The organism is Synechococcus sp. UW69 (genome assembly GCF_900474185.1).
GTDB lineage: Bacteria > Cyanobacteriota > Cyanobacteriia > PCC-6307 > Cyanobiaceae > Parasynechococcus.
The window spans coordinates 209,107-230,898 of sequence record NZ_UCNW01000008.1 but is presented as its reverse complement, the minus strand read 5'-3'; the positions used below and the strand labels follow the sequence as shown (position 1 = coordinate 230,898).

At 62.5% G+C, this 21,792-nt stretch carries 21 protein-coding genes; 14 read left to right on the top strand and 7 right to left on the bottom strand.

Translation table 11 applies throughout. The features are described from left to right. The first annotated feature begins 35 nt into the window (after positions 1-35). Genes arsB through DXY29_RS04885 form a run of 3 tightly spaced genes read left to right on the top strand, consistent with a single transcriptional unit; the run spans position 36 to position 3,466 of the window. The gene (gene arsB / locus DXY29_RS04895) at positions 36-1,046 is read left to right on the top strand and encodes an ACR3 family arsenite efflux transporter (protein WP_115023426.1); all 1,011 of its coding nucleotides are present in this window, start codon (positions 36-38) and stop codon (positions 1,044-1,046) included. A 13-nt stretch (positions 1,047-1,059) separates the two neighbouring features. Next, positions 1,060-2,244, top strand: coding sequence for a chromate efflux transporter (gene chrA / locus DXY29_RS04890; RefSeq protein ID WP_115024244.1), 1,185 nt, complete (start codon positions 1,060-1,062; stop codon positions 2,242-2,244). Positions 2,245-2,272: 28 nt separating this feature from the next. After that, positions 2,273-3,466 (top strand): DUF4336 domain-containing protein, encoded by a 1,194-nt coding sequence (locus tag DXY29_RS04885; RefSeq protein WP_115023424.1) that lies wholly within the window; start codon positions 2,273-2,275, stop codon positions 3,464-3,466. Here DXY29_RS04885 and DXY29_RS04880 read toward each other — a convergent pair. Next, the gene (locus DXY29_RS04880) at positions 3,456-3,809 is read right to left on the bottom strand and encodes a DUF760 domain-containing protein (protein ID WP_115023423.1); all 354 of its coding nucleotides are present in this window, start codon (positions 3,807-3,809) and stop codon (positions 3,456-3,458) included. The genes DXY29_RS04885 and DXY29_RS04880 overlap by 11 nt on opposite strands. A gap of 48 nt (positions 3,810-3,857) precedes the next feature. After that, the gene (gene lepB, locus DXY29_RS04875) at positions 3,858-4,448 is read right to left on the bottom strand and encodes a signal peptidase I (RefSeq protein WP_115023421.1); all 591 of its coding nucleotides are present in this window, start codon (positions 4,446-4,448) and stop codon (positions 3,858-3,860) included. 57 nt (positions 4,449-4,505) lie between these two features. Between lepB and menD the strand changes: the two genes are divergently transcribed. From menD to murF, 6 genes are read left to right on the top strand one after another with little or no spacing between them, the layout of a single operon-like run. Next, entirely contained in the window at positions 4,506-6,191 is a 1,686-nt protein-coding gene (gene menD, locus DXY29_RS04870) for a 2-succinyl-5-enolpyruvyl-6-hydroxy-3-cyclohexene-1-carboxylic-acid synthase (RefSeq protein ID WP_115023420.1), read from the top strand. A 5-nt stretch (positions 6,192-6,196) separates the two neighbouring features. Continuing rightward, entirely contained in the window at positions 6,197-7,066 is an 870-nt protein-coding gene (gene menB / locus DXY29_RS04865) for a 1,4-dihydroxy-2-naphthoyl-CoA synthase (RefSeq protein ID WP_115023418.1), read from the top strand. A 5-nt stretch (positions 7,067-7,071) separates the two neighbouring features. Next, the gene (locus DXY29_RS04860; RefSeq protein WP_115023417.1) at positions 7,072-7,617 is read left to right on the top strand and encodes a L,D-transpeptidase; all 546 of its coding nucleotides are present in this window, start codon (positions 7,072-7,074) and stop codon (positions 7,615-7,617) included. 55 nt (positions 7,618-7,672) lie between these two features. Next, positions 7,673-9,208 (top strand): glycogen synthase GlgA, encoded by a 1,536-nt coding sequence (gene glgA / locus DXY29_RS04855; RefSeq protein WP_115023415.1) that lies wholly within the window; start codon positions 7,673-7,675, stop codon positions 9,206-9,208. Positions 9,209-9,210: 2 nt separating this feature from the next. Then, positions 9,211-9,978: a hypothetical protein gene (locus tag DXY29_RS04850; RefSeq protein WP_244279312.1), complete on the top strand. Its 768-nt coding sequence runs from the start codon at positions 9,211-9,213 to the stop codon at positions 9,976-9,978. After that, positions 9,975-11,339, top strand: a complete 1,365-nt coding sequence (murF, locus tag DXY29_RS04845; RefSeq protein ID WP_115023411.1) for a UDP-N-acetylmuramoyl-tripeptide--D-alanyl-D-alanine ligase — start codon at positions 9,975-9,977, stop codon at positions 11,337-11,339. The genes DXY29_RS04850 and murF overlap by 4 nt, the downstream gene beginning before the upstream one ends. Before the next feature lie 10 nt (positions 11,340-11,349). On the opposite strand, the gene glmU is transcribed toward murF, so the two are convergent. From glmU to DXY29_RS04825, 4 genes are read right to left on the bottom strand one after another with little or no spacing between them, the layout of a single operon-like run. Beyond that, entirely contained in the window at positions 11,350-12,702 is a 1,353-nt protein-coding gene (gene glmU / locus DXY29_RS04840; RefSeq protein ID WP_115023410.1) for a bifunctional UDP-N-acetylglucosamine diphosphorylase/glucosamine-1-phosphate N-acetyltransferase GlmU, read from the bottom strand. Positions 12,703-12,738: 36 nt separating this feature from the next. Continuing rightward, a complete protein-coding gene (locus DXY29_RS04835) occupies positions 12,739-13,656 on the bottom strand; it encodes a tRNA (5-methylaminomethyl-2-thiouridine)(34)-methyltransferase MnmD (RefSeq protein WP_115023408.1) in 918 nt (305 codons plus the stop codon). Then, positions 13,637-14,962: a 3-phosphoshikimate 1-carboxyvinyltransferase gene (gene aroA / locus DXY29_RS04830; RefSeq protein WP_115023407.1), complete on the bottom strand. Its 1,326-nt coding sequence runs from the start codon at positions 14,960-14,962 to the stop codon at positions 13,637-13,639. Before aroA ends, DXY29_RS04835 begins: the two co-directional genes overlap by 20 nt. Before the next feature lie 24 nt (positions 14,963-14,986). After that, entirely contained in the window at positions 14,987-16,549 is a 1,563-nt protein-coding gene (locus DXY29_RS04825) for a UbiD family decarboxylase (protein WP_115023405.1), read from the bottom strand. Positions 16,550-16,612: 63 nt separating this feature from the next. Between DXY29_RS04825 and DXY29_RS04820 the strand changes: the two genes are divergently transcribed. From DXY29_RS04820 to sds, 5 genes are read left to right on the top strand one after another with little or no spacing between them, the layout of a single operon-like run. Then, the gene (locus tag DXY29_RS04820; protein ID WP_115023404.1) at positions 16,613-17,344 is read left to right on the top strand and encodes a 2-phosphosulfolactate phosphatase family protein; all 732 of its coding nucleotides are present in this window, start codon (positions 16,613-16,615) and stop codon (positions 17,342-17,344) included. 34 nt (positions 17,345-17,378) lie between these two features. Further along, on the top strand, positions 17,379-18,200 hold the full coding sequence (locus tag DXY29_RS04815) for a carbon-nitrogen hydrolase family protein (RefSeq protein WP_115023402.1): 822 nt from the start codon (positions 17,379-17,381) through the stop codon (positions 18,198-18,200). Positions 18,201-18,205: 5 nt separating this feature from the next. Then, positions 18,206-19,300 carry an N-acetylmuramoyl-L-alanine amidase gene (locus DXY29_RS04810; protein ID WP_115023401.1) on the top strand — a complete coding sequence of 365 codons (1,095 nt, stop codon included), beginning with the start codon at positions 18,206-18,208 and terminating at the stop codon, positions 19,298-19,300. Then, positions 19,297-20,094, top strand: a complete 798-nt coding sequence (gene murI, locus DXY29_RS04805; protein ID WP_115023399.1) for a glutamate racemase — start codon at positions 19,297-19,299, stop codon at positions 20,092-20,094. The genes DXY29_RS04810 and murI overlap by 4 nt, the downstream gene beginning before the upstream one ends. 37 nt (positions 20,095-20,131) lie before the next feature. Continuing rightward, on the top strand, positions 20,132-21,103 hold the full coding sequence (sds, locus tag DXY29_RS04800) for a solanesyl diphosphate synthase (protein ID WP_115023397.1): 972 nt from the start codon (positions 20,132-20,134) through the stop codon (positions 21,101-21,103). Here sds and DXY29_RS04795 read toward each other — a convergent pair. Then, positions 21,087-21,749 (bottom strand): HAD family phosphatase, encoded by a 663-nt coding sequence (locus tag DXY29_RS04795; RefSeq protein ID WP_115023396.1) that lies wholly within the window; start codon positions 21,747-21,749, stop codon positions 21,087-21,089. The genes sds and DXY29_RS04795 overlap by 17 nt on opposite strands. Positions 21,750-21,792: the final 43 nt, after the last annotated feature.

Genomic DNA, 21,792 nt, shown 5'->3' with positions numbered 1-21,792 from the left:
ATAGGCTCATTCCATCAAGATCCCTTGATGGATTAATGGGCCTTTTTGAGCGCTACCTCTCTCTCTGGATCGCCCTGGCGATCGTGGCTGGGGTTGGTCTTGGAGCGTTGTTCCCCGATCTGGCGGGTGGAATCGCGGCGTTGGAGGTCGTGGGGATCAATCTGCCGATCGCGGTGCTGATCTGGGGAATGATTTTTCCAATGATGTTGGCGGTCGATTTTTCCTCCATCGGAGCGATTCGCCAGCAGCCACGGGGGCTGTTGGTGACGGCTGTCGTGAACTGGCTGATCAAGCCGCTCACCATGACAGCCCTTGCCTGGCTGTTCATCCGTGGTGTGTTTTCCGCCTGGATCCCGGCAGCTGTTGGCCAGGAGTATGTGGCCGGGATGATTCTTCTCGGGGTCGCGCCTTGTACGGCGATGGTGTTTGTGTGGAGTCGCCTCAGCGATGGCGATCCCAATTACACCCTGGTGCAGGTCGCGCTGAACGACGTGATCATGGTGTTTGCTTTCGCGCCGATTGCGGCGCTTCTGCTGGGGGTCTCGGATGTGCTGGTGCCTTGGAACACGATGCTCACAGCAGTGGGTTTGTTCGTCGTGGTTCCCCTGGTGGCCGGGTGGTTGACGCGGGTGAGTTTGCGAAGTTCTCGCCGAATTGAGCGGTTGGAGACGCGGCTCAAGCCCTTAGCGATTGGCGCCTTGATCGCCACCGTGTTGCTGCTGTTCATGGTCCAGGCCCAGGCGATCCTTGCCAATCCGCTGGCCATCGTCTTGATCGCCATTCCCCTGATCCTCCAGGCCTATCTGATCTTCTGGATCACAGCGTTTTGGATGCGCTCAGCAGGCCAACCGCGATCAATTGCGGCACCTGGGGCCATGATCGGCGCGTCCAACTTTTTTGAGTTGGCGGTTGCGGTGGCAATCAGCCTGTTCGGTTTGAACTCCGGGGCGGCTTTAGCCACGGTTGTTGGTGTGCTGGTGGAGGTTCCGGTGATGCTCTCCTTGGTGGCGATTGCCAATCGGAACCGACGCCTGTTCCCTGCCTGAGATGGGCAGCTTGATGCCCAGGCCGCTGCAGGTGTTTGTTCAGTTCTTCGTGTTGGGGCTGACGTCCTTCGGAGGCCCCGTGGCGCACCTCGGTTACTTTCACGAGCGTTTTGTGCAGCGGGAGCGTTGGATCACCGCTGAGGCCTACGCCGATCTGGTTGGGCTCTGTCAACTGTTGCCTGGACCCTCGAGTTCCCAGGTGGGCATGGGTCTGGGGATGATGCGGGCCGGTTGGCTTGGCGGTCTGGCGGCCTGGGCGGGGTTCACCTTGCCCTCCGCCGTGTTGATGGTGCTGGCGGCGTCGCTGCTCTTAGCCCATCCCACCTGGATCGACGGGGGCTGGGTGCATGGCTTGATGGTGGCGGCTGTGGCCGTGGTGGCCCAAGCCGTTCTGGGCCTGCAGCGCAAACTGGCCCCCGATCGGCAGCGGGCCAGCTTGATGGTGGGGGCAGCCGTGCTGGTGCTGTTGGTGCCTCGTGTCTGGGCTCAGCTGTTGGCCTTACTGCTCGGTGGGTTGGTGGGGTTGTGTGCTCTGCCGCCACCTGAGCTGGAGCCATTGGCGCCTGAACGTCTCATGGTTCCGCTGCGGCGCTCGGTGGCGCTGGGGTTGCTTGCCTGTGCAGCTCTGCTGTTGGTGGCTCTCCCCTGGCTGTCCGCTGAGGCGAGGCCGCTGCTGGTGCAGCAGCTCAGTGGATTCCTGCGCACGGGTGCCTTGGTGTTCGGCGGTGGCCATGTGGTGCTTCCCCTGTTGGAGCAAGCGCTGGTGCCCAACGGTTGGATCGACCTGCAGCAGTTTCTGGCGGGGTACGGCGCCGCCCAGGCGGTGCCAGGGCCGATGTTCAGCTTCGCGGCCTTTCTTGGCTTTGATCTGCAGCCTGGGCTTCAGGGCATCGCCGGTTCTGTGATGGCGCTCATTACTCTCTTTTTCCCATCGTTCTTGTTGATTGGCGGGCTCTTGCCCTTCTGGAGTGACTTGGGCCGTTTGGCTCCAATGCGTCGAGCCTTGCTGGGCATCAATGCATCGGTGGTGGGCATTCTGCTGGCGGCGTTGTTTCAACCCGTCTGGCAAACAGGCATCCGCGGCGGAGCTGAGTTCAGCCTGGCCTTGGTGGCGTTTGTGCTGTTGGTGAGCTGGCGGCAACCGGCGTGGCGGGTGGTCCTGTTTTGCGCCGCGGTGGGTGGTTTGACCCTGGCCTGATCGATTCCTCTGCAGAATCACTGCATTGATGGGGAGCGTGGTGGCTGGAGCTGGTGTGAATCCTGCGGATCAGCGCTGGGGTTTCTGGCCGCTGCTGCCCCTCTACCCCTATGGCCGCCGTCGCACTGTGTTCAGGGAGCTGATCCCAGGCCAGCTCTGGAGCCTTGAGCAGCTTCAAGGCGTGTATTACGTGGCGGTGCCCGTGCGGCTCACCGTGGCCAAGGTGCCCGGTGGCTTGATGTTGGTGAACCCCTTGCCGCCCACCGGAGAGGTCCGCCAAGCCATCGCCGGCCTTGAACAACAGCACGGTCCGGTGCGCTCGATCGTGCTGCCCACCGCGTCTGGTTTGGAGCACAAGCTTCCCCTAGGCCCCTTGGCACGCGCCTTCCCTGATGCGGAGGTGTGGGTGTGTCCGGGCCAGTGGAGCTTTCCGGTGCAGTTGCCCCTGGCCTGGCTGGGCGTTCCGGCAGGCCGCACCAAGGTGTTGTTCGACGATGGTCTCCCCCATGGCGATGTTTGTGAGTGGTTGTCGTTGGGACCGCTCGACCTTGGCGTCGGTCGCTTCCAGGAAGTGTCCTGTTTCCATCGCCCGTCAGGAGCTCTGTTGGTGACCGACGCCCTGGTGGGCATCAGTGCTGACCCCCCGGCCTTGTTCGATCTCGACCCAACGCCGCTGTTGTTCCATGCCCGTGAACGCGGAGATGAGCCTCTCACCGATTCGGCAGAGGCCCGCCGCCGCGGCTGGGCCCGATTGGTTCTCTTTGCCTCCTATCTGAGACCGGAACCGCTGGAGGTTCCTTCTCTTCCGGAGCTGCTGCGGGACGCCTTCAAGCCAGGGCTTCGCTCTCTGCGGGCTCACTTCGGTCTGTATCCCTTCCGCTGGCTGCCGGGTTGGCAGGCTGCAGCCGATGGCTTGATGGGCAGCGAAGCCCCAAGGCTGCAGGTGGCCCCGGTGCTCGAGCGGTTGGTGTTGCCTAGGGCACAGGCCGCACTTCTGCGTTGGTTGCACGAGCTGGGTGGCCTGGCTGAGTTGCGCTGGCTGGTGCCGGCCCACTACAGCGCGCCAGTCACATTCACGCCCGAAACCGTTGAACAACTGCTCACGTCATTGCAACAGCGGGACTGGGCCCCCAGTTCAGAGAACTGGGAATTTCTTGGATCCATTGATCAGCGTTTGCTGGATCTGGGCGTCGTGCCTGATCAGCCCGTGATCAAAGCTTGAGCTCGTCTTCCGGCTCGATCGCCATCTGTTCATCAGCGAACAGCGTTTCTTCCAGCTCCTTGCGCTGTTCCATTTGGCGCAGGAAATACCCAGTCATCATCGCTGAGGCCAACATGTTGGCGAGGTTGTCGCGGTTGGCTGTCACTTTCACCTCAAAGTGCTCGCCAGGGAGCATTCCCAGCAGCCCCTGAACGTTATGGCGAATGATGTCTTGAATATCGTTGCTTGCTGATTTGGCGACCCGCTGCAAAGTGTCTGGCGATTGCTCCTGCAAGTACTGGATCAGGCTGTTCCCCGCTTGACCGTCACTGCTGTCAGTTGTCAGAAACTCGGGGTTAAACATTCTCTGTGATGTACATCACGGCCCTGACACTAACGCAAGCCCTCGGTCTCAACCGCCAGCGCTGGTGTCGGGGATCCGTATCGGACCGAACCTCTGCAGCGGCCAATACCGCCAAACCGCCGTGCCCAGCACATTGGTTTCTGGGAGTGATCCCCAGAGATGGGAATCAAGGCTGGCATTGCGGTTGTCACCCATGACCCACAGTTGATCCGCCGGCACGGTGATCGGAGCCATGTCGTAATCGATCGCTTCCCTCAGCCAGGGCTCCACCAGCGGTGATCCATTGCGAATCAGGGTCCCGTCGCGTACTTCCAGCTGATCGCCAGGCAGGCCCACCACCCGTTTGATCAGCGCTGCGGATGCGTCATAGCCAGCGGCCACGAGCTGCTCCGGCGGAGCGAACACCACCACATCGCCCCGGTGCAGATGGCCGTGGCGGCTGCGAGCCAGGCGTGGCCTGACTTTCTCCACCAGGATGCGGTCCTGCAGTTGCAGGGTGGGCAGCATCGAGCCGGAGGGAATCCACCGCGGTTCCACCACAAACCAGCGCAGCAGCAGGGCCAGCAGGGCCCAGAGAATCAGATTGCGCCAGAAGCCCTTGCTGTCGTCCCCTGGAGCGGGTGTCGTGGGTTGGGTCATCGTTGACCGAAGATCACACCAGCCTGGCCTGCTGCACTGTCCACCGCCCGCACCAATTTGCAGGCCGCGCTCACCTTGCTTGAGGCGTTGTGCCTCCAGGGGCTGAAGCAGCTGGTGCTCTGCCCTGGCAGCCGGTCCGGCCCCCTGGCAACAGCGGCGGGAGTGTTGGCGTCCCAGGAGAAGCTGCAGTTGGTCACGGCCATCGATGAGCGGTCGGCCGCGTTTCTGGCTCTCGGCATGGCGACCGCCCATGGACGTGCCGTGGCGGTGGTCACCACCTCCGGCACCGCGGTGGCCAACCTGCTGCCCGCTGCGGTGGAGGCGGACCGTTCCTGTCAGCCTTTGCTGCTGCTCACGGCGGATCGCCCCGCCCGGCTCAAAAACTGCGGCGCCAACCAGACCGTTAATCAGGAATCTTTCCTCCTCGCGGCCTGCCGCTGGGTCGGCAGTGGAGCGGCAGAAGGTGTTCATGCGCAGACCAACGAAGCCCTCAACGCCCTGGCGGTTCAGGCCTGGCAAAAAGTCCAGGGGGCAGGCAGTGGCCCACCGGGCCCTGTGCAGCTCAACCTGCCCTTCGAGGAGCCGCTGCACACCACTCTCGAGCAGCAACAACAGCTCGTCTCGGGTGCCTGTTTACCCACGGCTTGCCCTGAGCTTTCGCCCGAGATTGCGCCTCCGCCTCGCCTTGATCCTGAGCGCCCTGGGGTCGTGATTGCCGGGCCTTGGCGTGGACTTTCGCCTGCTTTGGCGCCCTACCAACAAGCTGTGCGTCGTTGGTTGAACGTCAGCGGCTGGCCTGTGCTGGCGGATCCGCTCGCCGCCCTTGCCGCCGAGTGCCCCAACCGCATCGAGCATTGGGAGCTGCAGTTGGATGAGCTGGCCTTGCCTGAGAACGCTCAGGTGTTGCGGCTTGGGCCGATGCCCGCCAGCCGGCGGCTGGAGGCCTGGCTTCAGCGCCATCAGGGCCCACAGCTGTTGATCACGGAAGGAGATCCAAGGCCCCTTGATCCGCTGCGGTGCGCCAGCCAGTGGTCTGGAGGCATGGCTGCCTGGATGGCCCAACACCCTGACCCGGACGCAACGCAGAAGCCATCGGCGGGGAGAAATGATCTCTCGCCGTGGATCGAGGCCCAGCTGCCCTTGAGCGGCGCGGTCAACGAACCCGCCCTGGCCTACTGGCTTCCCAAGCTGCTGCCAGGTCAGTTGCCGGTGATGTTGGCCGCCAGCTCACCGGTGCGTGACTGGTTGACCTGGAGCGGCCCTGCCAGCAGCAGCCACCGTTGCTTCAGTTTCCGCGGAGCTTCCGGCATTGATGGCACCTTGTCCCTTGCCATGGGCCTGGCGGTGAATCTTGGCCCGCTGGCTCTGGTGACCGGTGATCTTGCGTTGCTGCACGACAGCAACGGCTGGTTGCATGGCTCCTCTGCAGCAACCCCACCTCCACTGCTGGTGCTGCTGATCGATAACGGCGGTGGTGGCATTTTTCAGCAGCTGCCCATTGCCACACCGGGCTTCGAATCACTCTTCGCCATGCCCCAGCAGGTGGATCCCCTGGCCTTGGCGGCAGCCCATGGGGTCCCTGGGCGCCAGGTGGCCTGTCTGGATGACCTCCAGGAGGCCTTGGCATGGGGGTTGTCGCAGAAGCGACCGGTGTTGTTGCGGCTGTGCACCGACCGTGGTCGTGATGCCGCCTTGCGTCAGCAGCTGCGCGCCGCTGCTCAGAATGAAAGCACCGAGCTCTGAACCCGATGAGTGACATGCGTCAGGTGCTCCCCGGTGCGCCAACCGCGCAATGGACTCCGTGGGGCAGTTACCAGGACATCCTTGTGGACCGTTGCGCAGACGGCCTGGCTCGCGTGGCCATCAACCGCCCCGCCAAGCGCAACGCCTTCCGCCCGCAGACGGTGATGGAGCTCTGTGATGCCTTCACGCGCATCCGGGATGACCGTGACATCGGTGTGGTGCTGTTCACCGGCGTGGGCCCGGCCCCTGATGGTGGTTATGCCTTCTGTTCCGGCGGTGATCAGAGTGTTCGCGGTGACGGCGGCTATGTCGGCGAGGACGGCCTGCCGCGTCTGAACGTGCTGGATCTGCAGCGCATCATCCGGAGCCTGCCCAAGGTGGTGATCGCTCTGGTGGCTGGCTACGCCATGGGCGGTGGCCAGGTGCTGCATTTGCTCTGCGACCTCAGCTTGGCCGCCGACAACGCCGTGTTTGGCCAGACCGGACCCAAGGTCGGCAGTTTCGACGGCGGCTTTGGTGCGGGCTACCTGGCGCGGGTGGTTGGTCAGCGCAAGGCCCGTGAAATCTGGTTTCTCTGCCGACGCTATGGCGCCAAGGAGGCTCTGGAGATGGGGCTTGTTAATGCCGTGGTGCCGTTGGATCAGCTGGAGGCGGAGGGGGTGCGTTGGGCCCGGGAGGTGCTGCAGCACAGCCCCACGGCCATCCGTTGCCTCAAGGCCGCCTTCAATGCCGAAACCGACGGCCTCGCCGGGCTGCAGGAGTTGGCCGGCAATGCCACCCATCTCTTCTATCGAACTGATGAAGCCAAGGAGGGGCGCAATGCCTTTCTTGAGAAGAGGCCGCCGGATTTTTCAGAAACAGGCTGGTTACCCTGACGGGCATGCTGCCTCTTCCTCTGCCGGATCCGCTGCCTCTGCTTCAGGCGGCCGCCATGGATTCAGTCCCGGCTGGCCTGGCGTCACTCCCTCAGGATTTGCGTGGGCAATCCAATCGCCATGTCGTGATGCTGCGCGGCCGTCGCCGTGTGTTCTTGCTCGATAACGGCAACTTGCGCAACGCCTTCCCTGTGGCCATCGGCATGCCTGGTTGGGAGACCCCCTCCGGCCGTTTTGAAGTGCTGCAGAAGATCCCAAATCCGGTGTGGGTCCATCCAGTCACTGGCGAGCGCGTTGAGGAGCAGGGGCCAGACAATCCTTTGGGGAGCCACTGGATCGCCTTCCATCGTGACTGCATGGGCCGTGATGCCCATGACGGAGAGGCCTGGATCACGATCAAGGGATGCACCACCACGGGCTTCCATGGCACCCCCCACCGTTGGACGGTGGGACGGGCCGTTTCCCATGGCTGTGTGCGGCTTTACAACGAGGATGTGAGTGCCCTGTATCGCCAGGTGTCGCTTGGAACTCAGGTGACAGTGCTCCCCTGACGTAACAGATTCGTAAATTCCCCTTAAAGTCGCCGCGCCAACGCCGATCTCAGACATGCGCATCCTTTTCGCTGCAGCGGAATGCGCCCCGATGATCAAGGTCGGAGGGATGGGCGATGTGGTCGGGTCCCTCCCACCGGCATTGGCCAAGCTCGGCCATGACGTGCGCCTGATCATGCCGGGCTACGCCAAGCTTTGGAATCGCCTGAACGTGCCGGCGGATCCGATCTGGCGGGCTCAGACGATGGGCACTGAGTTTGCCGTCTACGAAACAAAGCACCCCACCAATGGGATGACCATCTACTTGGTGGGTCACCCGGTGTTCGACCCTGAGCGCGTCTACGGCGGTGACGACGAGGACTGGCGCTTCACCTTTTTCGCCAGCGCCGCTGCTGAATTTTCCTGGAATGTCTGGAAACCCCAGGTGCTGCACTGCCATGACTGGCACACCGGGATGATCCCGGTGTGGATGCATCAGGACCCGGAAATCAGCACGGTGTTCACGATCCACAACCTCAAGTACCAGGGCCCCTGGCGCTGGAAACTCGATCGGATGACCTGGTGCCCCTGGTACATGCAAGGGGACCACACGATGGCGGCGGCTCTCCTTTACGCCGAACGCGTCAATGCGGTCTCTCCCACCTACGCCCAGGAAATCCGCACGGCGGAGTACGGCGAAAAGTTGGAGGGTCTGCTCAACTTCATTTCGGGCAAACTGCGCGGCATCCTGAACGGCATCGATCTCGATGCCTGGAATCCTGCGACCGACAGATCATTGCCGGCGAATTTCAGTGCCGATGATCTGTCCGGCAAGGCGGTGTGCAAGCAAGTGCTCCAGGAGCGGATGGGGCTCGAGGTGAGGCAGGACGCCTTTGTTCTCGGCATGGTGAGTCGTCTCGTCGACCAGAAGGGAGTCGATCTTCTGCTGCAGGTTGCTGATCGACTGTTGGCCTACACCGACACGCAGATTGTTGTACTGGGGACCGGTGATCGCGGGCTGGAATCCGGTCTCTGGCAACTCGCTTCGCGTCACCCAGGCAGATGCGCCGTCTTCCTTACCTATGACGATGATCTGTCGCGGTTGATTTACGCCGGCAGTGATGCCTTCCTGATGCCCAGCCGTTTTGAACCCTGTGGCATCAGCCAGCTTTATGCCATGCGCTACGGGTCGGTCCCCGTGGTCCGCAAGGTTGGTGGTCTTGTCGATACGGTTCCGCCTCACATCCCCGCTGCCGAGAGCGGCACTGGATTCTGCTTCGATCGTTTTGAAGCGATTGATTTCTACACGGCCTTGGTGCGGGCCTGGGAGGCCTTCCGCCATCGCGATAGCTGGGTCGAGCTGCAGAAACGCGGCATGAATGAGGACTACAGCTGGGATCGTTCCGCTGTCGATTACGACCTCATGTACAAGGACGTCTGTGGAATCAAAGAGCCCACACCGGATGCTGCCCTTGTGGAACAGTTCTCTCAGGGGCAATCCGCAGATCCATCCCGTTCTGAGGACCAGCCTGAAGAGGCCATCGCTCCCTCTGGGATGCCCTCCGCTGGTCGTAATCCTCTGAACCGTCTCTTCGGTCGTCGATCCAGTTGAGTTTGAGCGAGCCCGCCCGATCTGACTCCCAATCTGAGGCCCGATCTGAGCCCCAGAGCGGGGAGCTGTCAGGCAACCTTCCGGCTCCCTACGTCAGCCCTTGGCGGGAGTTCGGACGCAATCTGCAGGCCATGGCTGCCGATCTGCGGCTGCGGTTCCAGGAGCTCTGGCGCCGCAACCGAGAAGGTGAGCTATCGGTCCCAGGCTTCTGGCCTCGGGATCTGGCCCCCAGCTTTTGGCCCTTGCTGCTGGTATTGCTGTTGTTGTTTCCCGTAGCGGGCCTGCGTTGGTGGCAGACCCATGCCAGCACCGATCCACGTCAGGAGTCGGTCGAGATGCCACAGGAGTCTCCCCTTGCGGTGCCCGATCTTGAGTTGATTCCAGCACCACAGCCCATGGCGGAGGAACCTTCACCCGTGCCTGAGCCTGTGCAATCCGCGCTGGCTTTGGAACAAGAGGAGCCTTCCCAGCCCCAACTCAGTTTTGATCCCCTCTTTGAGTTGTTTCAGGACACAGCTGTTCCCGAGGGACTCCTTCGTTCTGCCAAGCCCGTTCCGGAGCAGGATCGCTTGCTGTTGGAGTTGTCCGTCGACGTGTGGGAGCAGATGGCGGTCGACCAGCGTCAGACCCTCGCCTCCAGCTGGCTGCAATCCGCCCTCGATCTGGACTACTCCAGTCTTCAGTTGCTCAGTGAACAGGGCGAACTGCTGGGGCGGTCGGCTCGGGTTGGGGGCGGCATGATCCTCTTTGATCTCGGGTTGGTGGCATGACCCTGACGCTGCGTCAGCTGATCGATGCCTGGGGAACACCTGAGGGCGGTACGTTTGAACCCGATACCGCCTTGGGACGAGTCTGTACCGACAGCCGTCAGCTCCAGGTGGGTGATTTCTTTGTCCCCCTGGTTGGTGAGCGTTTTGATGGCCATCACTTCCTCGATCAACTCCCTGAACGGGAGGGTCAGGCCGCTGTTGTGAACCGCAGCTGGGCTCAGCCGCTGCCGCCGAATCTGCTGCATTGGCGGGTCGACGACACACTCCTGGCCTATCAGCAGTTGGCCTTGCTGCATCGCCGTTCCCTGGCTCAACCCCTGGTGGCTGTCACAGGCTCGGCGGGCAAAACCACAACGAGGGAATTGATACGGGCGGCATTGGCACCGCTGGGGCCGATTCAGGCCAGTGAAGGCAACAACAACAACGACGTGGGTGTGCCACTCACGGTGTTGAAGGCCGATGTTGATCACCGTGCCCTGGTGATTGAGATGGGCATGCGAGGGCCTGGGGAGATTGAACGTCTCTCCCGTTGCACGGAGCCCGATCTGGCGGTGATTACCAACATCGGAACGGCCCACATTGGTCGTCTCGGCAGTCGCGAGGCGATTGCGGCCGCAAAGTGTGAAATCACCGCTGGGCTTCATCCGAAGGGAACCGTGGTGATTCCCGCCGGTGATCCTCTGCTGGAGAGAGCCCTGGCAGCGGTTTGGTCCGGCCGCGTGTTGCGGGTTCGCCTTGTCGACGATCCCCAGGTCGATGCTGATCTGGCTGATGCCGATCTGATCGGTGCCATTGATGGGAATCAGTTGCTGATCGATGGTGATCGTCTCCCACTACAGCTTGAGGGGCGCCACAACGCCCGAAATCTGCTGCTGGCCGTGGCTGTAGCCGATCAGCTGGGTGTATCCCGCAAGGCGTTGCCGGGGATGCAGGTGATGGTGCCTGGCGGGCGCAACCGCCGCCTGCAACAGGGTGGGTTGACTCTCCTGGATGAGACCTACAACGCTTCGCCCGAGGCGGTTCTAGCGGCCCTTGACCTGTTGGCTGCTCAACCGGGGCGTCGTTTTGCCGTGCTGGGAACCATGTTGGAACTTGGGGAACGCAGCCTCGAGTTACATCGTGAGGTCGCGGCCCGTGCCGTTCAGCATGGGTTGGACGGCCTAGTGCTTGTGGATGCTGGTGCGGAGGGGGCGGCGATGGCTGAGGTGGCGGCATCGCTGCCCAATCTTCAGCTGGTGTCTAGCCCGGAAGCAGCAGCAGCTCCCCTCTCGGCCTGGCTGACCTCCGGAGATGTGCTCCTGCTGAAGGCCAGCCGAGGCGTTGCCCTGGAGCGGTTGATTCCGCTGTTGCCACGGCTGTAAGAGAGCTGTTCTAAACCTTTCGTTCGGCCCAGCCCTCCTTGGTCATCTGGCGGGCGCGTCCAATCGCCAGTGCTCCATCGGCCACATCCTTGGTGATCGTTGATCCGGCGCCGATGGTGGCTTGTTCCCCGACGTTGACGGGGGCCACCAGCACGGAATTGGCACCCGTTTTGCTGTTGCTGCCGATCACGGTGCGGTGCTTGTTCACCCCGTCGTAGTTGGCGGTGATCGTGCCGGCGCCCACGTTGACGTTGTCCCCGAGATTGGCGTCACCGATGTAGCTGAGGTGGTTCACCTTGGTGCCAGCACCTAGCTGGCTTTTCTTCACCTCGACGAAGTTGCCGATTCGGCAGCCATCGCCGACGTCCGCGGCCGGCCTGAGGTGGGCAAAGGGGCCGATGGCGACATCGTTGCCCACGTTGGCCTCCCGCACCACCGAGTGCACCACGTTGACGTTGGCCCCAAGAGACGCGTTCTCCACCAGGCTGCCCGGGCCAATCCGGCAGTTGTCGCCAATCACGCAGTCACCGCGGAAGTGAGTCTGCGGTTCGATCACCACGTCCTGGCCAAAGCTGCAGCCTTCACTCAGGGTGCAACTTTCGGGATCAATGAAGGTGACGCCTTCGTCCATCCAGTGGTTGCGCAGCCGCTGTTGCAGCAGGGCCTCGCACTGGGCCAGTTGCCGTCGGTTGTTGATGCCGTTTACTTCATCGGCGTCAGCCACTTCCAGGTGCATGGCCTTCGCCAGCATCGCCACCGTGTCGGTGAGGTAAAGCTCCCCCTGATCGTTGTCGGTGCTGAGCTTTGGCAGAACGTTGGCCAATGCCCTCCAGTTGAAGCAGTAGATGCCCGCGTTGGTGAGGTTGTTGGTGCGTTGCTCGTCGGTGCAATCGCGATGCTCAATGATGCCGCTCACCCGTCCGTCGGGATCCGCGAACACACGCCCGTAACCGGTGGGATCAGCGAGCCTTGCCGTGAGCAGAGTGACATCGGCACCACTGGTCCGGTGGTGCTGCACCAAAGCCTCAACTGTTTCACTTCTCAGCAGTGGCACGTCGCCATTGAGCACGAGAAGTTCGCCTTCGAAGCTCTCCAGCGAGGGAATCAGTTGCTGAACGGCATGGCCCGTGCCGTTCTGGGGCTGCTGCAGGACAAATTCCAGGGCTCCGAGCGGGGCAAGCTGCTGCTCCACCCGTTCCGCTTGATGTCCCACGATCAGCAGCCGCCGTTCCGGTTGCAGGTTGCGGGCACTGGCGAGCACCCGTTCCACCAGGGTGGCTCCCGCCAGGGGTTGGAGCACTTTGGGGAGTGCGCTCTTCATGCGGGTGCCTTTTCCAGCGGCCAGAACGGCTACGGCGAGCATGCGGAGCAGGGGGAAGACGGGCGGAATCTACCGGGCTCAGGACGGCCTGTCCCCGCGCCAGCGCCTTTGCCAGGCATTGGTGGGTTCATAGCCGCAATGCTCCTGTTCATCACGGCGTCGCTCAAGGATGGCATCAGCCGTGGCATTGCCATGGGGATCGCGGAACGGCACGGCCGCCCGCGTCTGCAGGTGTTCCCACTCCATGGCCGACAGGGGGCGCCAACCGGGTCCGTCCTGCGGACAGGCGGAGTCCGGTGGCGTGGCCAGCGTGCCGCTGCTCCAGCCCGCCCCCTCGCCCGGGGCTGGAAGCAGTGAAAACAAACGCAAGCCTGCTCGCTTCAGGCTGGCCCGCACCGCTGCAGAACGGCTGTAGGTCAGTAGCCGCCCCTGCGGCTCCAGGCGTCGCGCCAGGGCTCCTAGGAATTCCTCGCTCCACAGTTCCGGGCAGCGCTGGGGGGAGAAGGCGTCCAGAAGGATCAGATCGAAGCGAACACCCTCAGGAATCTCCTCGAGCATCGAACGGGCATCCCCCCAGAGCTGAATCCCGCGGCTGTTGTTCTCCTGCCAGCCGCCCTGATCGCGGATGGCTTCAAGCTTGGCCAGCACAGGCGCTGGCCAAAGGGAGTGGAAGCTCGTCTGGTCCAGGGCCTGTTCCAAGGGCCGTCGGTCCAGTTCCAGTCCCCACCATTGAACGACGGGTTCTGCCGTCGGCAGGGCCTCCAGCACGGCGGCCGTGTTGTACCCAAGCCCCAGGCACACATCCAGGATTTTTAGGGCATGGCCGTTGCGGAAGCGCTGCAGCTCCGCAGGCTGGACGAACTTGGCTCGGGCCTCGTTCAGAGCTCCCGCGGAGTTGTGAAAAGCCTCTCCAAAATGATCACTGTGCAGGCTGAAGCTTCCATCCGCTGTCGTGTAGACGCGGAGAGCGCCGAGGTCAGCAGCGGAGCCGCTCAAGCTCGTCCCAGAACGAGGGATAAGACACGGCTGCCGCTTCGCTTCTCGCCAGGCTGGAGTTCCCATCGGCCAGCATTGCTGCGACGCCAAGGCTCATCGCCACCCGGTGATCGGTTTCGCTGTCCAGCACGGCTCCCTTGAGTGGTCGCCCGCCGCGGATGGTCATGCCGTCCTCGTGTTCATCAATGTCGGCCCCCATGACCTTCAGCTGGCGGGCCATCACCGCCAAACGATCGGTTTCTTTGACCCGCAGTTCAGACGCCCCACTGATCCGACTTTCGCCGTCGCAGAAACAGGCGGCGACACTGAGGATGGGCACCTCATCCACCAGGCGGGGCATGATTTCCTCGCCGAAGTGGAACGGTTTCAAGGGTCCGTGGGTCACCCTCAGGTCGCCGACAGGTTCGCCCGCCACATCGCGGGGGTTGAGCACGTCGATCTGTGCACCCATCTGCTCCAACACCTCCAGGATTCCGGTACGTGTTGGGTTGAGCCCCACATTCTCGATGGTGAGATCGGCTCCTGGAATGAGGGCTCCAGCGACCAGCCAGAAGGCTGCTGAGCTGATGTCCCCGGGCACAACCACGTTCTGGCCATGCAGGGTGGCGCCGGGACGCACGCTGATGTGCCGACCCATTTCGCCGCCCACCGTCAGATCAGCGCCGAAGGCGTTCAGCATCCGTTCGCTGTGATCGCGGGACTGCGCCGGTTCGATGACGGTGGTCGGGCTCTCCGCCGTGAGGGCGGCTAGGAGCAGGGCCGACTTGACTTGAGCACTGGCCACCGGCGTACCGATCACGGTTCCTTTGAGGCGTCGCCCCTGCACCGCAAGAGGGGCCAGGTTGCCCCCATCACGGCCGCGCACATCAGCACCCATCGAGGCCAACGGCTGGCCCACACGACGCATCGGGCGGCGGCGCAGGGATGCGTCGCCATCCAGAACGAAATGTCGACCGTCGCGGCCCGCTAACAGACCCAACATCAGTCGCATGGTGGTGCCGGAATTACCGCAGTCGAGTACTTCTGCGGGCTCCTGCAATCCATCCAGGCCCACGCCCTCAACGGTGACGATGCCGCCGTCGGTGATGGGGCTGATGGTGACGCCCATCGCCCGCAGGCAGGCGGCTGTACTTAGGGGGTCTTCTGCTGGGAGCAGGCCATCGATCGTTGTGGTGCCCTCGGCGATGGCGCCAAACAGCAGGGATCGATGCGAGATCGATTTATCGCCGGGGACTTTCACGCGTCCCTTGAGGCTTCCTCCGGCCTTGAGCTCACGGGGGTCATCGGATTGGCCTGTGCCGCTCAAGGTCGCAACGTCGTTGGGCTGATCCTATTGGCCGGTCTTCAGGCCCTGAATTAGTCGGTCGAGGGCATAGCCGAACAGGCTGGGATCGGGGTCGTCGTCGCCGAGGTCATCCAGACCCAGCTCAGACCAGCGGTCGCTGACCCGTTGTTCCAGATCCGCCGGACGGCTCAGAGGTTCGCCCCAGTCGTGGTTCTTTTCGGGTCCGACCTTGGTGGTGGCATCGATGGCCAGTCGTCCTCCCAGGCCCAGTTGTTCGCTAGCGAAGTCCAGCGTGTCGAAGGGCGTGTTCTCCAGGGTGAAGAGGTCACGTTGGGGATCCACCTGGGCCGCGATGGCCCAGACCACCTGGCGTGGATCGCGCACGTTGATGTGGCTGTCCACCACCACCACGAATTTGGTGTAAGTGAATTGCGGCAGGGCACTCCAGAACGCCATGGCAGCACGCTTGGCCTGCCCCGGATAAGCCTTGTCGATCGAGATCACCGCCAGCTTGTAGCTGAGCGCTTCCATCGGCAGGAAGAAGTCGGTGATTTCCGGAATCTGCTGCCGCAGGATCGGTGTGTAGATCCGGTTCAGCGCGATAGCCAACATCGCTTCTTCCTTCGGAGGGCGGCCGCTGAAGGTGGTGAGAAACACCGGATCACGCCGTTGGGTCATGCAGTGGAAGCGCACCAGAGGTGAGTCCTCCACACCGCCATAGAACCCCATGTGATCTCCGAAGGGCCCATCCGGCAGCACTTCGCCAGGAGTGATCGTTCCTTCCAGCACTACTTCGCTGTGGCTGGGCACCTGCAGGTCGATTGTTTTGCAGGGAGCCAGACGAACGCCCTCACCGGCGTAGATCCCCGCAAACAGCCATTCACTCAGCTGCACGGGAATTGGCGTTGCAGCGGCCATCACCAGCAACGGGTGCACTCCGATGGCCACCGCTACCTCAAGTTTCTTGCCCATGGCTGCGGCTTTGCGCAGGTGGCGTGCTCCTCCACGCACACTCAGCCAGTGCACGGTCATCGTGTTCAACGACTGTTTTTGAAGTCGATAGACGCCCACGTTGGGGACCCCGGTTTCGGGATCCTTGGTGATCACCAGGCCAAGGGTGATCACACCCCCTGCATCACCTGGCCAGGGGCGGATCAGGGGAATGTTGTCGAGATTGACCTCATCGCCGCGAAACACCTGCTGCCGGCAGGGGGGTGTGAGGTCGCGGTCGGGTTTGGCCTTGACCAGATCCCAGAAGACGCGGGCAAATTGTTTGGTCTCCTGGAGGCCTTTGGGTGGTCTGGGTTGTTGAAGCAAAGCGAGACGTGAACCCAGCTCCTCCAGTTGTTCAGCCCGTTCGAGACCCATGCTCCAGACCACCCGTTCCACGGTGCCGAGGGTGTTGACGGCCACCGGCATCGAGGAGCCGATCACGTTCTCGAACAGCAAGGCCGGACCTCCCTGGCTCAGGACCCGGTCGGCAATGGCTGCCAGCTCGAGGTCGGGATCTACAGGTGCCGTGATCCGTCGCAACTGACCACGGTCCTCAAGGAGCTTCAGGAAGCCCCGCAGGTCTCTGGTGGCCGGACCGGATTGGAACATGGCCATGGGATGACGGTCTTGGCGCAAGCGGTCTCGGTACTGTGTCGCACGCCGGTGTTCAGCGTGGCCATGCAGATCTCCTACTTCCATGTGCCGGCAGAAATGCCGCAGGACCTTCGCCCTGATGCGGCGGTGGTGATTGATGTGTTGAGGGCCACCACCACCATTGCCTGGGCATTGCATAACGGTGCTGAGGCCGTGCAGGCCTTCGCCAGCCTCGACGACCTCCGGGCGGAATCAGCCGCGTGGCCCGCTGACTCGCGTCTTCTGCTTGGTGAGCGCGGGGGGAAGATGCTGGAGGGATTTGACCTTGGCAATTCGCCCGTTGCGGTCGTGCCGGAGCGGGTGGCTGGCAAGCGTCTGTTTATGAGTACCACCAATGGCACGCGTGCCTTGGATCGTGTGCGAGAAGTCCCCCTGCTTTTGACGGCGGCGCTGCCGAATCGCGAAGCCGTTGCGCAGCGTCTGCTGGCGAAACAACCCAGCCACTTAGCAATTGTTGGCAGCGGTTGGGAGGGTGCTTATTCCTTAGAAGATTCACTCGCTGCTGGAGCGTTGGCCCATCGGTTGCTTGAGCTGGATCCCACGGGGAGCAACGCCGCCAACGATGAACTCACCTCTGCCGTTTCCCTCTGGCGTCAGTGGCAATCCGATCCAGAAGCGTGCCTTCGCACGGCGACCCATGGCCAGCGTTTGATTGGCCTGGGGGATCACGATGATGACTTCCGCTGCTGTGCTGGTCTTGATCAGCTCAGTGTCGTTCCGACACAGGTCGAACCCGGGGTGCTTCGGGCGGCCTGACTCTCAGTAAAATTCGACGATCTGATCAGTTCATGTGAGCGACTTCCTGGCGGCTGCTGTTCAGCTAACGAGCAGTCAGGATCCGGAGCTCAATTTCAATGCTGCTGAGGAGCAGATCGATCTGGCTGCACGCCGTGGTGCCGAACTGATTGGTCTCCCCGAGAATTTCGCCTTTATGGGGGAGGACAGCCGGCGCCTGGCACTGGCCCCAACGCTGGCTGAACAGTGCAGTCGCTTTTTGGTGACCATGGCGCGCAGGTATCAGGTGGCGCTTCTTGGTGGGGGCTTTCCTGTGCCTGTGGGTGATGGATCACGCACGCTGAACCGCTCAGAGCTCGTCGACCGTGACGGCATGCTCCTGGGCCGTTACGACAAGATTCATTTGTTTGATGTCGACCTGCCGGACGGCAACACCTACCGCGAGTCGGCAACGGTGAACCCGGGGCGTGATTTACCTCCTGTTGTCGACATTCCTGGTCTGTGCAAGGTGGGGCTGTCCATTTGCTACGACGTGCGGTTTCCTGAGCTCTATCGCCACCTCGTCGGCGCCGGCGCAGATCTGTTGATGATTCCTGCAGCATTCACCGCGTTCACCGGAAAAGACCACTGGCAGGTTCTTCTTCAGGCCAGGGCCATCGAGAACACGGCTTATGTGCTTGCCCCAGCGCAGACGGGGGTCCACCACGGTCGCCGACAGAGCCACGGACACGCTCTGGTGATTGATCCCTGGGGCACGGTCCTTGCCGATGCGGGTGTTCAGGCTGGAGCAGCCATTGCTCCGGTCAACACCAATCACCTCGGTCATGTTCGGGGCCAGATGCCGAGCCTTCGGCATCGTCAGCCCGCCCTGTTCTGAGCACCATGCCTCCAGCGTCGTCCCGACGACTGGCCTGGCTTCTGGCCGCGGCCTTGCAGTGCACTGCTTTCACCCAGGGCTTGCCCGCCAGAGCTGCTAGTGCCCTGGCGGCCTGGGCCTTCACCGAAGAGGGGGTGCTCAAGCTGCGCACGAGCCGGAACGCTCGGTTGGAAGCCTTTTTTCAGGCTGCCAGCGATGGTCGTGGAACCCGGGTCTGGATTGATATTCCTGGGGAGTTGAAGTTCCCGCGGCGGTTGGCTGGTCGGGGCGCCGTCCGAGAAATTCGGCTGGGGAAGCCCCGCGTCGGTGCCACCCGTCTGGTCGTGGAATTCCGTCCAGATGTGGATCTCAACCCCAACGATTTGCGTTTGCGTGGAACCGCTCCGGATCGCTGGGAACTGGTCTTCACCGGTCTCCCCACCCGTGGGCTCGATGACTTTGGCGAAGGCGATTTGACGGGTCGCGCTACGGCCTGGCTCCCGCCGGGTGGATTCCGTCCCACCCGAACGCCGGTCGATCCTTCGGGGCTGCCGACGGTCGCCCGTAATCGCTATCGCATCGTGATCGACCCTGGTCACGGTGGTCCAGATCCTGGGGCGATCGGCATTGGTGGCTTGCGCGAGACCAACGTGGTTCTTGATGTGTCGCTGCAGGTTGCAGACCTGCTCCGGGCGCGCGGCGTGGATGTTCGGATGACCCGTACGCGTGAAGTGGATGTGGACCTTCCGCCGCGGGTGTCCCTGGCGAATCGAACAGGTGCAACCGCCTTTGTGAGCATTCATGCCAATGCGCTGAGCATGAACCGTCCGGATGTGAATGGGATCGAGACCTTTTTCTTCTCGGACCCCCGATCTGGACGCCTGGCGTCCTATCTGCAGCAGCAGATGATGGATGTGTCTCCCGGCACACCGAATCGTGGTGTCAGGCGAGGTCGATTCTTCGTGATCCGTCGCACCACCATGCCCTCTGCCCTCGTGGAGATGGGATTTGTCACTGGAGCGATTGATGCGCCACGTCTTGCGAACGCTGACCATCGCCGCCGGTTGGCCTTGGCACTGGCGGCCGGCATTCTCAATTACCTCAAGCAGGAGGTGCGATGACGCCTCAACTGCTGGGATTCTTCGACAGTGGACTCGGTGGCCTGACGGTTCTCCGGCGCGTGCTTGAACGTCATGGGGCGGTTCCCTGCGTCTACCTCGGTGACACGGCGCGGGTGCCCTACGGCAATCGTCAACCGGATGACATCCGTCGCATTGCTGCTGAAGTGGTGGGTTGGCTGAGTGACCAGCAGGTGACCACGGTGGTGATGGCCTGCAACACCACCAACGCCTTGGCGAGGGATGTGGCTGAGGGCCAGGCCGGGGCTCCGGTCATCGGTCTGATTGGTGCAGCCGCTGCGATGGTGGAAACCCGCCGGGTTGGTGTGCTGGCCACGCCGGCCACCGTTGCCTCCTCGGCTTATCGGGCCAGCATCGAAGCGCTTCACCCCGGGTCGGTCGTGATTGAGCAGGCCTGTCCTGCGTTTGTTCCACTGATCGAAGCTGGCGATATGAACTCTGAAGACCTGCGCCGAGCGGCGCAGGCTTATCTCGAACCTTTGCTCGCGGCCTCAGTCGAGTCGATCGTGTTGGGGTGCACCCATTACCCGTTGCTGGTGCCTCTGTTGCGGCAGATGCTTCCGGAGTCTGTCCAGATCGTTGATCCGGCGATGGGAGTGGCCCGTCAATTGGACGCGCTCCTAGGGCCACCAGACCGGATCTCGCAGATCCAAAGCCCGTTTTCATTGGAGAGCTGCCGGTTCTGTGTCACTGCTGACCCCGATGGCTTCGCGATGCGCGCCACCCCCTGGCTGGGGCAGCGGCCTGCCGTCAGCCTCCAGCTGCTGCAGGACTGAGCATGGGGCCACTAGGATCGCGGCGCCGAGGGGAGTCATGAGCACCGTCACCGAGCTACTCCAACCGGTGGAGAACGACCTTGAAACCCTGCTCGGAGACCTGCGCAGCCTGATTGGGGCAGGTCATCCCATTCTTCAGGCCGCAGCGGAGCACCTGTTCAGCGCCGGCGGTAAACGTTTGCGACCGGGGATTGTCCTGCTGCTGTCCAGGGCTCTGTCCGACAAGGGTGAGCTTTCACCCCGCCACCGACGGTTGGCTGAGATCACAGAGATGATCCATACCGCTTCGCTCGTTCACGACGATGTGGTGGACGAAGCCTCGACCCGGCGTGGCGTGGACACGGTGCACAGCCGCTTTGACGCCCGCGTCGCTGTTCTCGCCGGAGACTTTCTCTTCGCGCAGGCCAGCTGGCACCTGGCCAACCTCGATGACCTCGAAGTGGTGAAGCTGCTCAGCCGCGTGATCATGGATCTCGCGGATGGTGAGATCAAACAGGGCCTGTACCGCTTCGACACAGCCCAGACCTTTGAGACCTACCTCGAAAAGAGTTACTGCAAGACGGCATCGTTGATTGCCAATAGTTGCCGCGCTGCAGGCGTTCTCAGCGGCTGCTCTCCGTTACAGCTCGACAACCTTTATCAATTTGGTCGCCAGCTTGGTCTGGCGTTCCAGGTTGTTGACGACATCCTTGATTTCACTGGAAGCGACCAGCAGCTCGGAAAGCCAGCGGCAAGTGATCTCGCCAGTGGCTATCTCACCGCTCCCACCTTTTACGCCCTTGAGGAGCATCCATCGCTGCAACCGCTGATCGATCGCCAGTTTTCAGAGCCCGGTGACCTTGACCAAGCGCTTGAGATGGTGCGGGCGTCTAAAGCGATTGAACGCACCCGAGATCTTGCCGAAACGTTTGCTCGCGAATCCCGTGAATCGATCGCTTGGCTGCCGGAGTCTCCCTCCCAGAGAGCCTTGATGGAATTGCCGGACTTTGTTCTCAGCCGTCTGTACTGATCAACAGCTTTAAAACAACGGCAAGACTGTTGATTTCACAGGGATTGGTGGTGAAGTCAGGGTCACTTGTACCGGATGCATTCACCAGCCAGACCTGACATCCGGCACGGTGAGCCGACTGGCTTCCGGCCTGTGAATCCTCAAGGGCCCAGCAGTTCTGTGGGTTGAGCCCCAGCCGCTGTGCTGCAAGCAGGAAGGGTGCGGGGTCGGGTTTGCCCGCTGCAAGGTCAGGGTCATCGCCATAAACCCGTTCCCGGATTTGCTCGAGCCAGGGGTGAGGGCTTGCTTTGAATTCAACGGCGACGCGGCTGCTGCTGGTGACCAGAGCCATGGGAATTCCTCGGCTGTGGCAGAGCGCTACCAGCTCCTGCGCTGAGGGCAACGCGGAGGCATTGGGCAGCAGGGCACGAACGATTGGCTGCTGCACAGCCAAGAGGGCCTCCACGCCCACCGGTGTGGCCAGCCATGCATTCACCTGGGCTGCGCAGTCGAGTCGGCGACGGCCCTTCAATTGCATCAATTGAGCCTCACTCAGCCGTGTGCCGAAATGGGCCGCGGCTTCCGACCAGCCCCGGCCATGCAGCGGTTCGGTGTCGAGCAGAAGCCCGTCCAGATCGAACAGGCAAGCGGCAGGTGGAAATTTCATCCCGGAACGGCGATGCCCAGCTCAATCTTTTCGCATCGTCCGC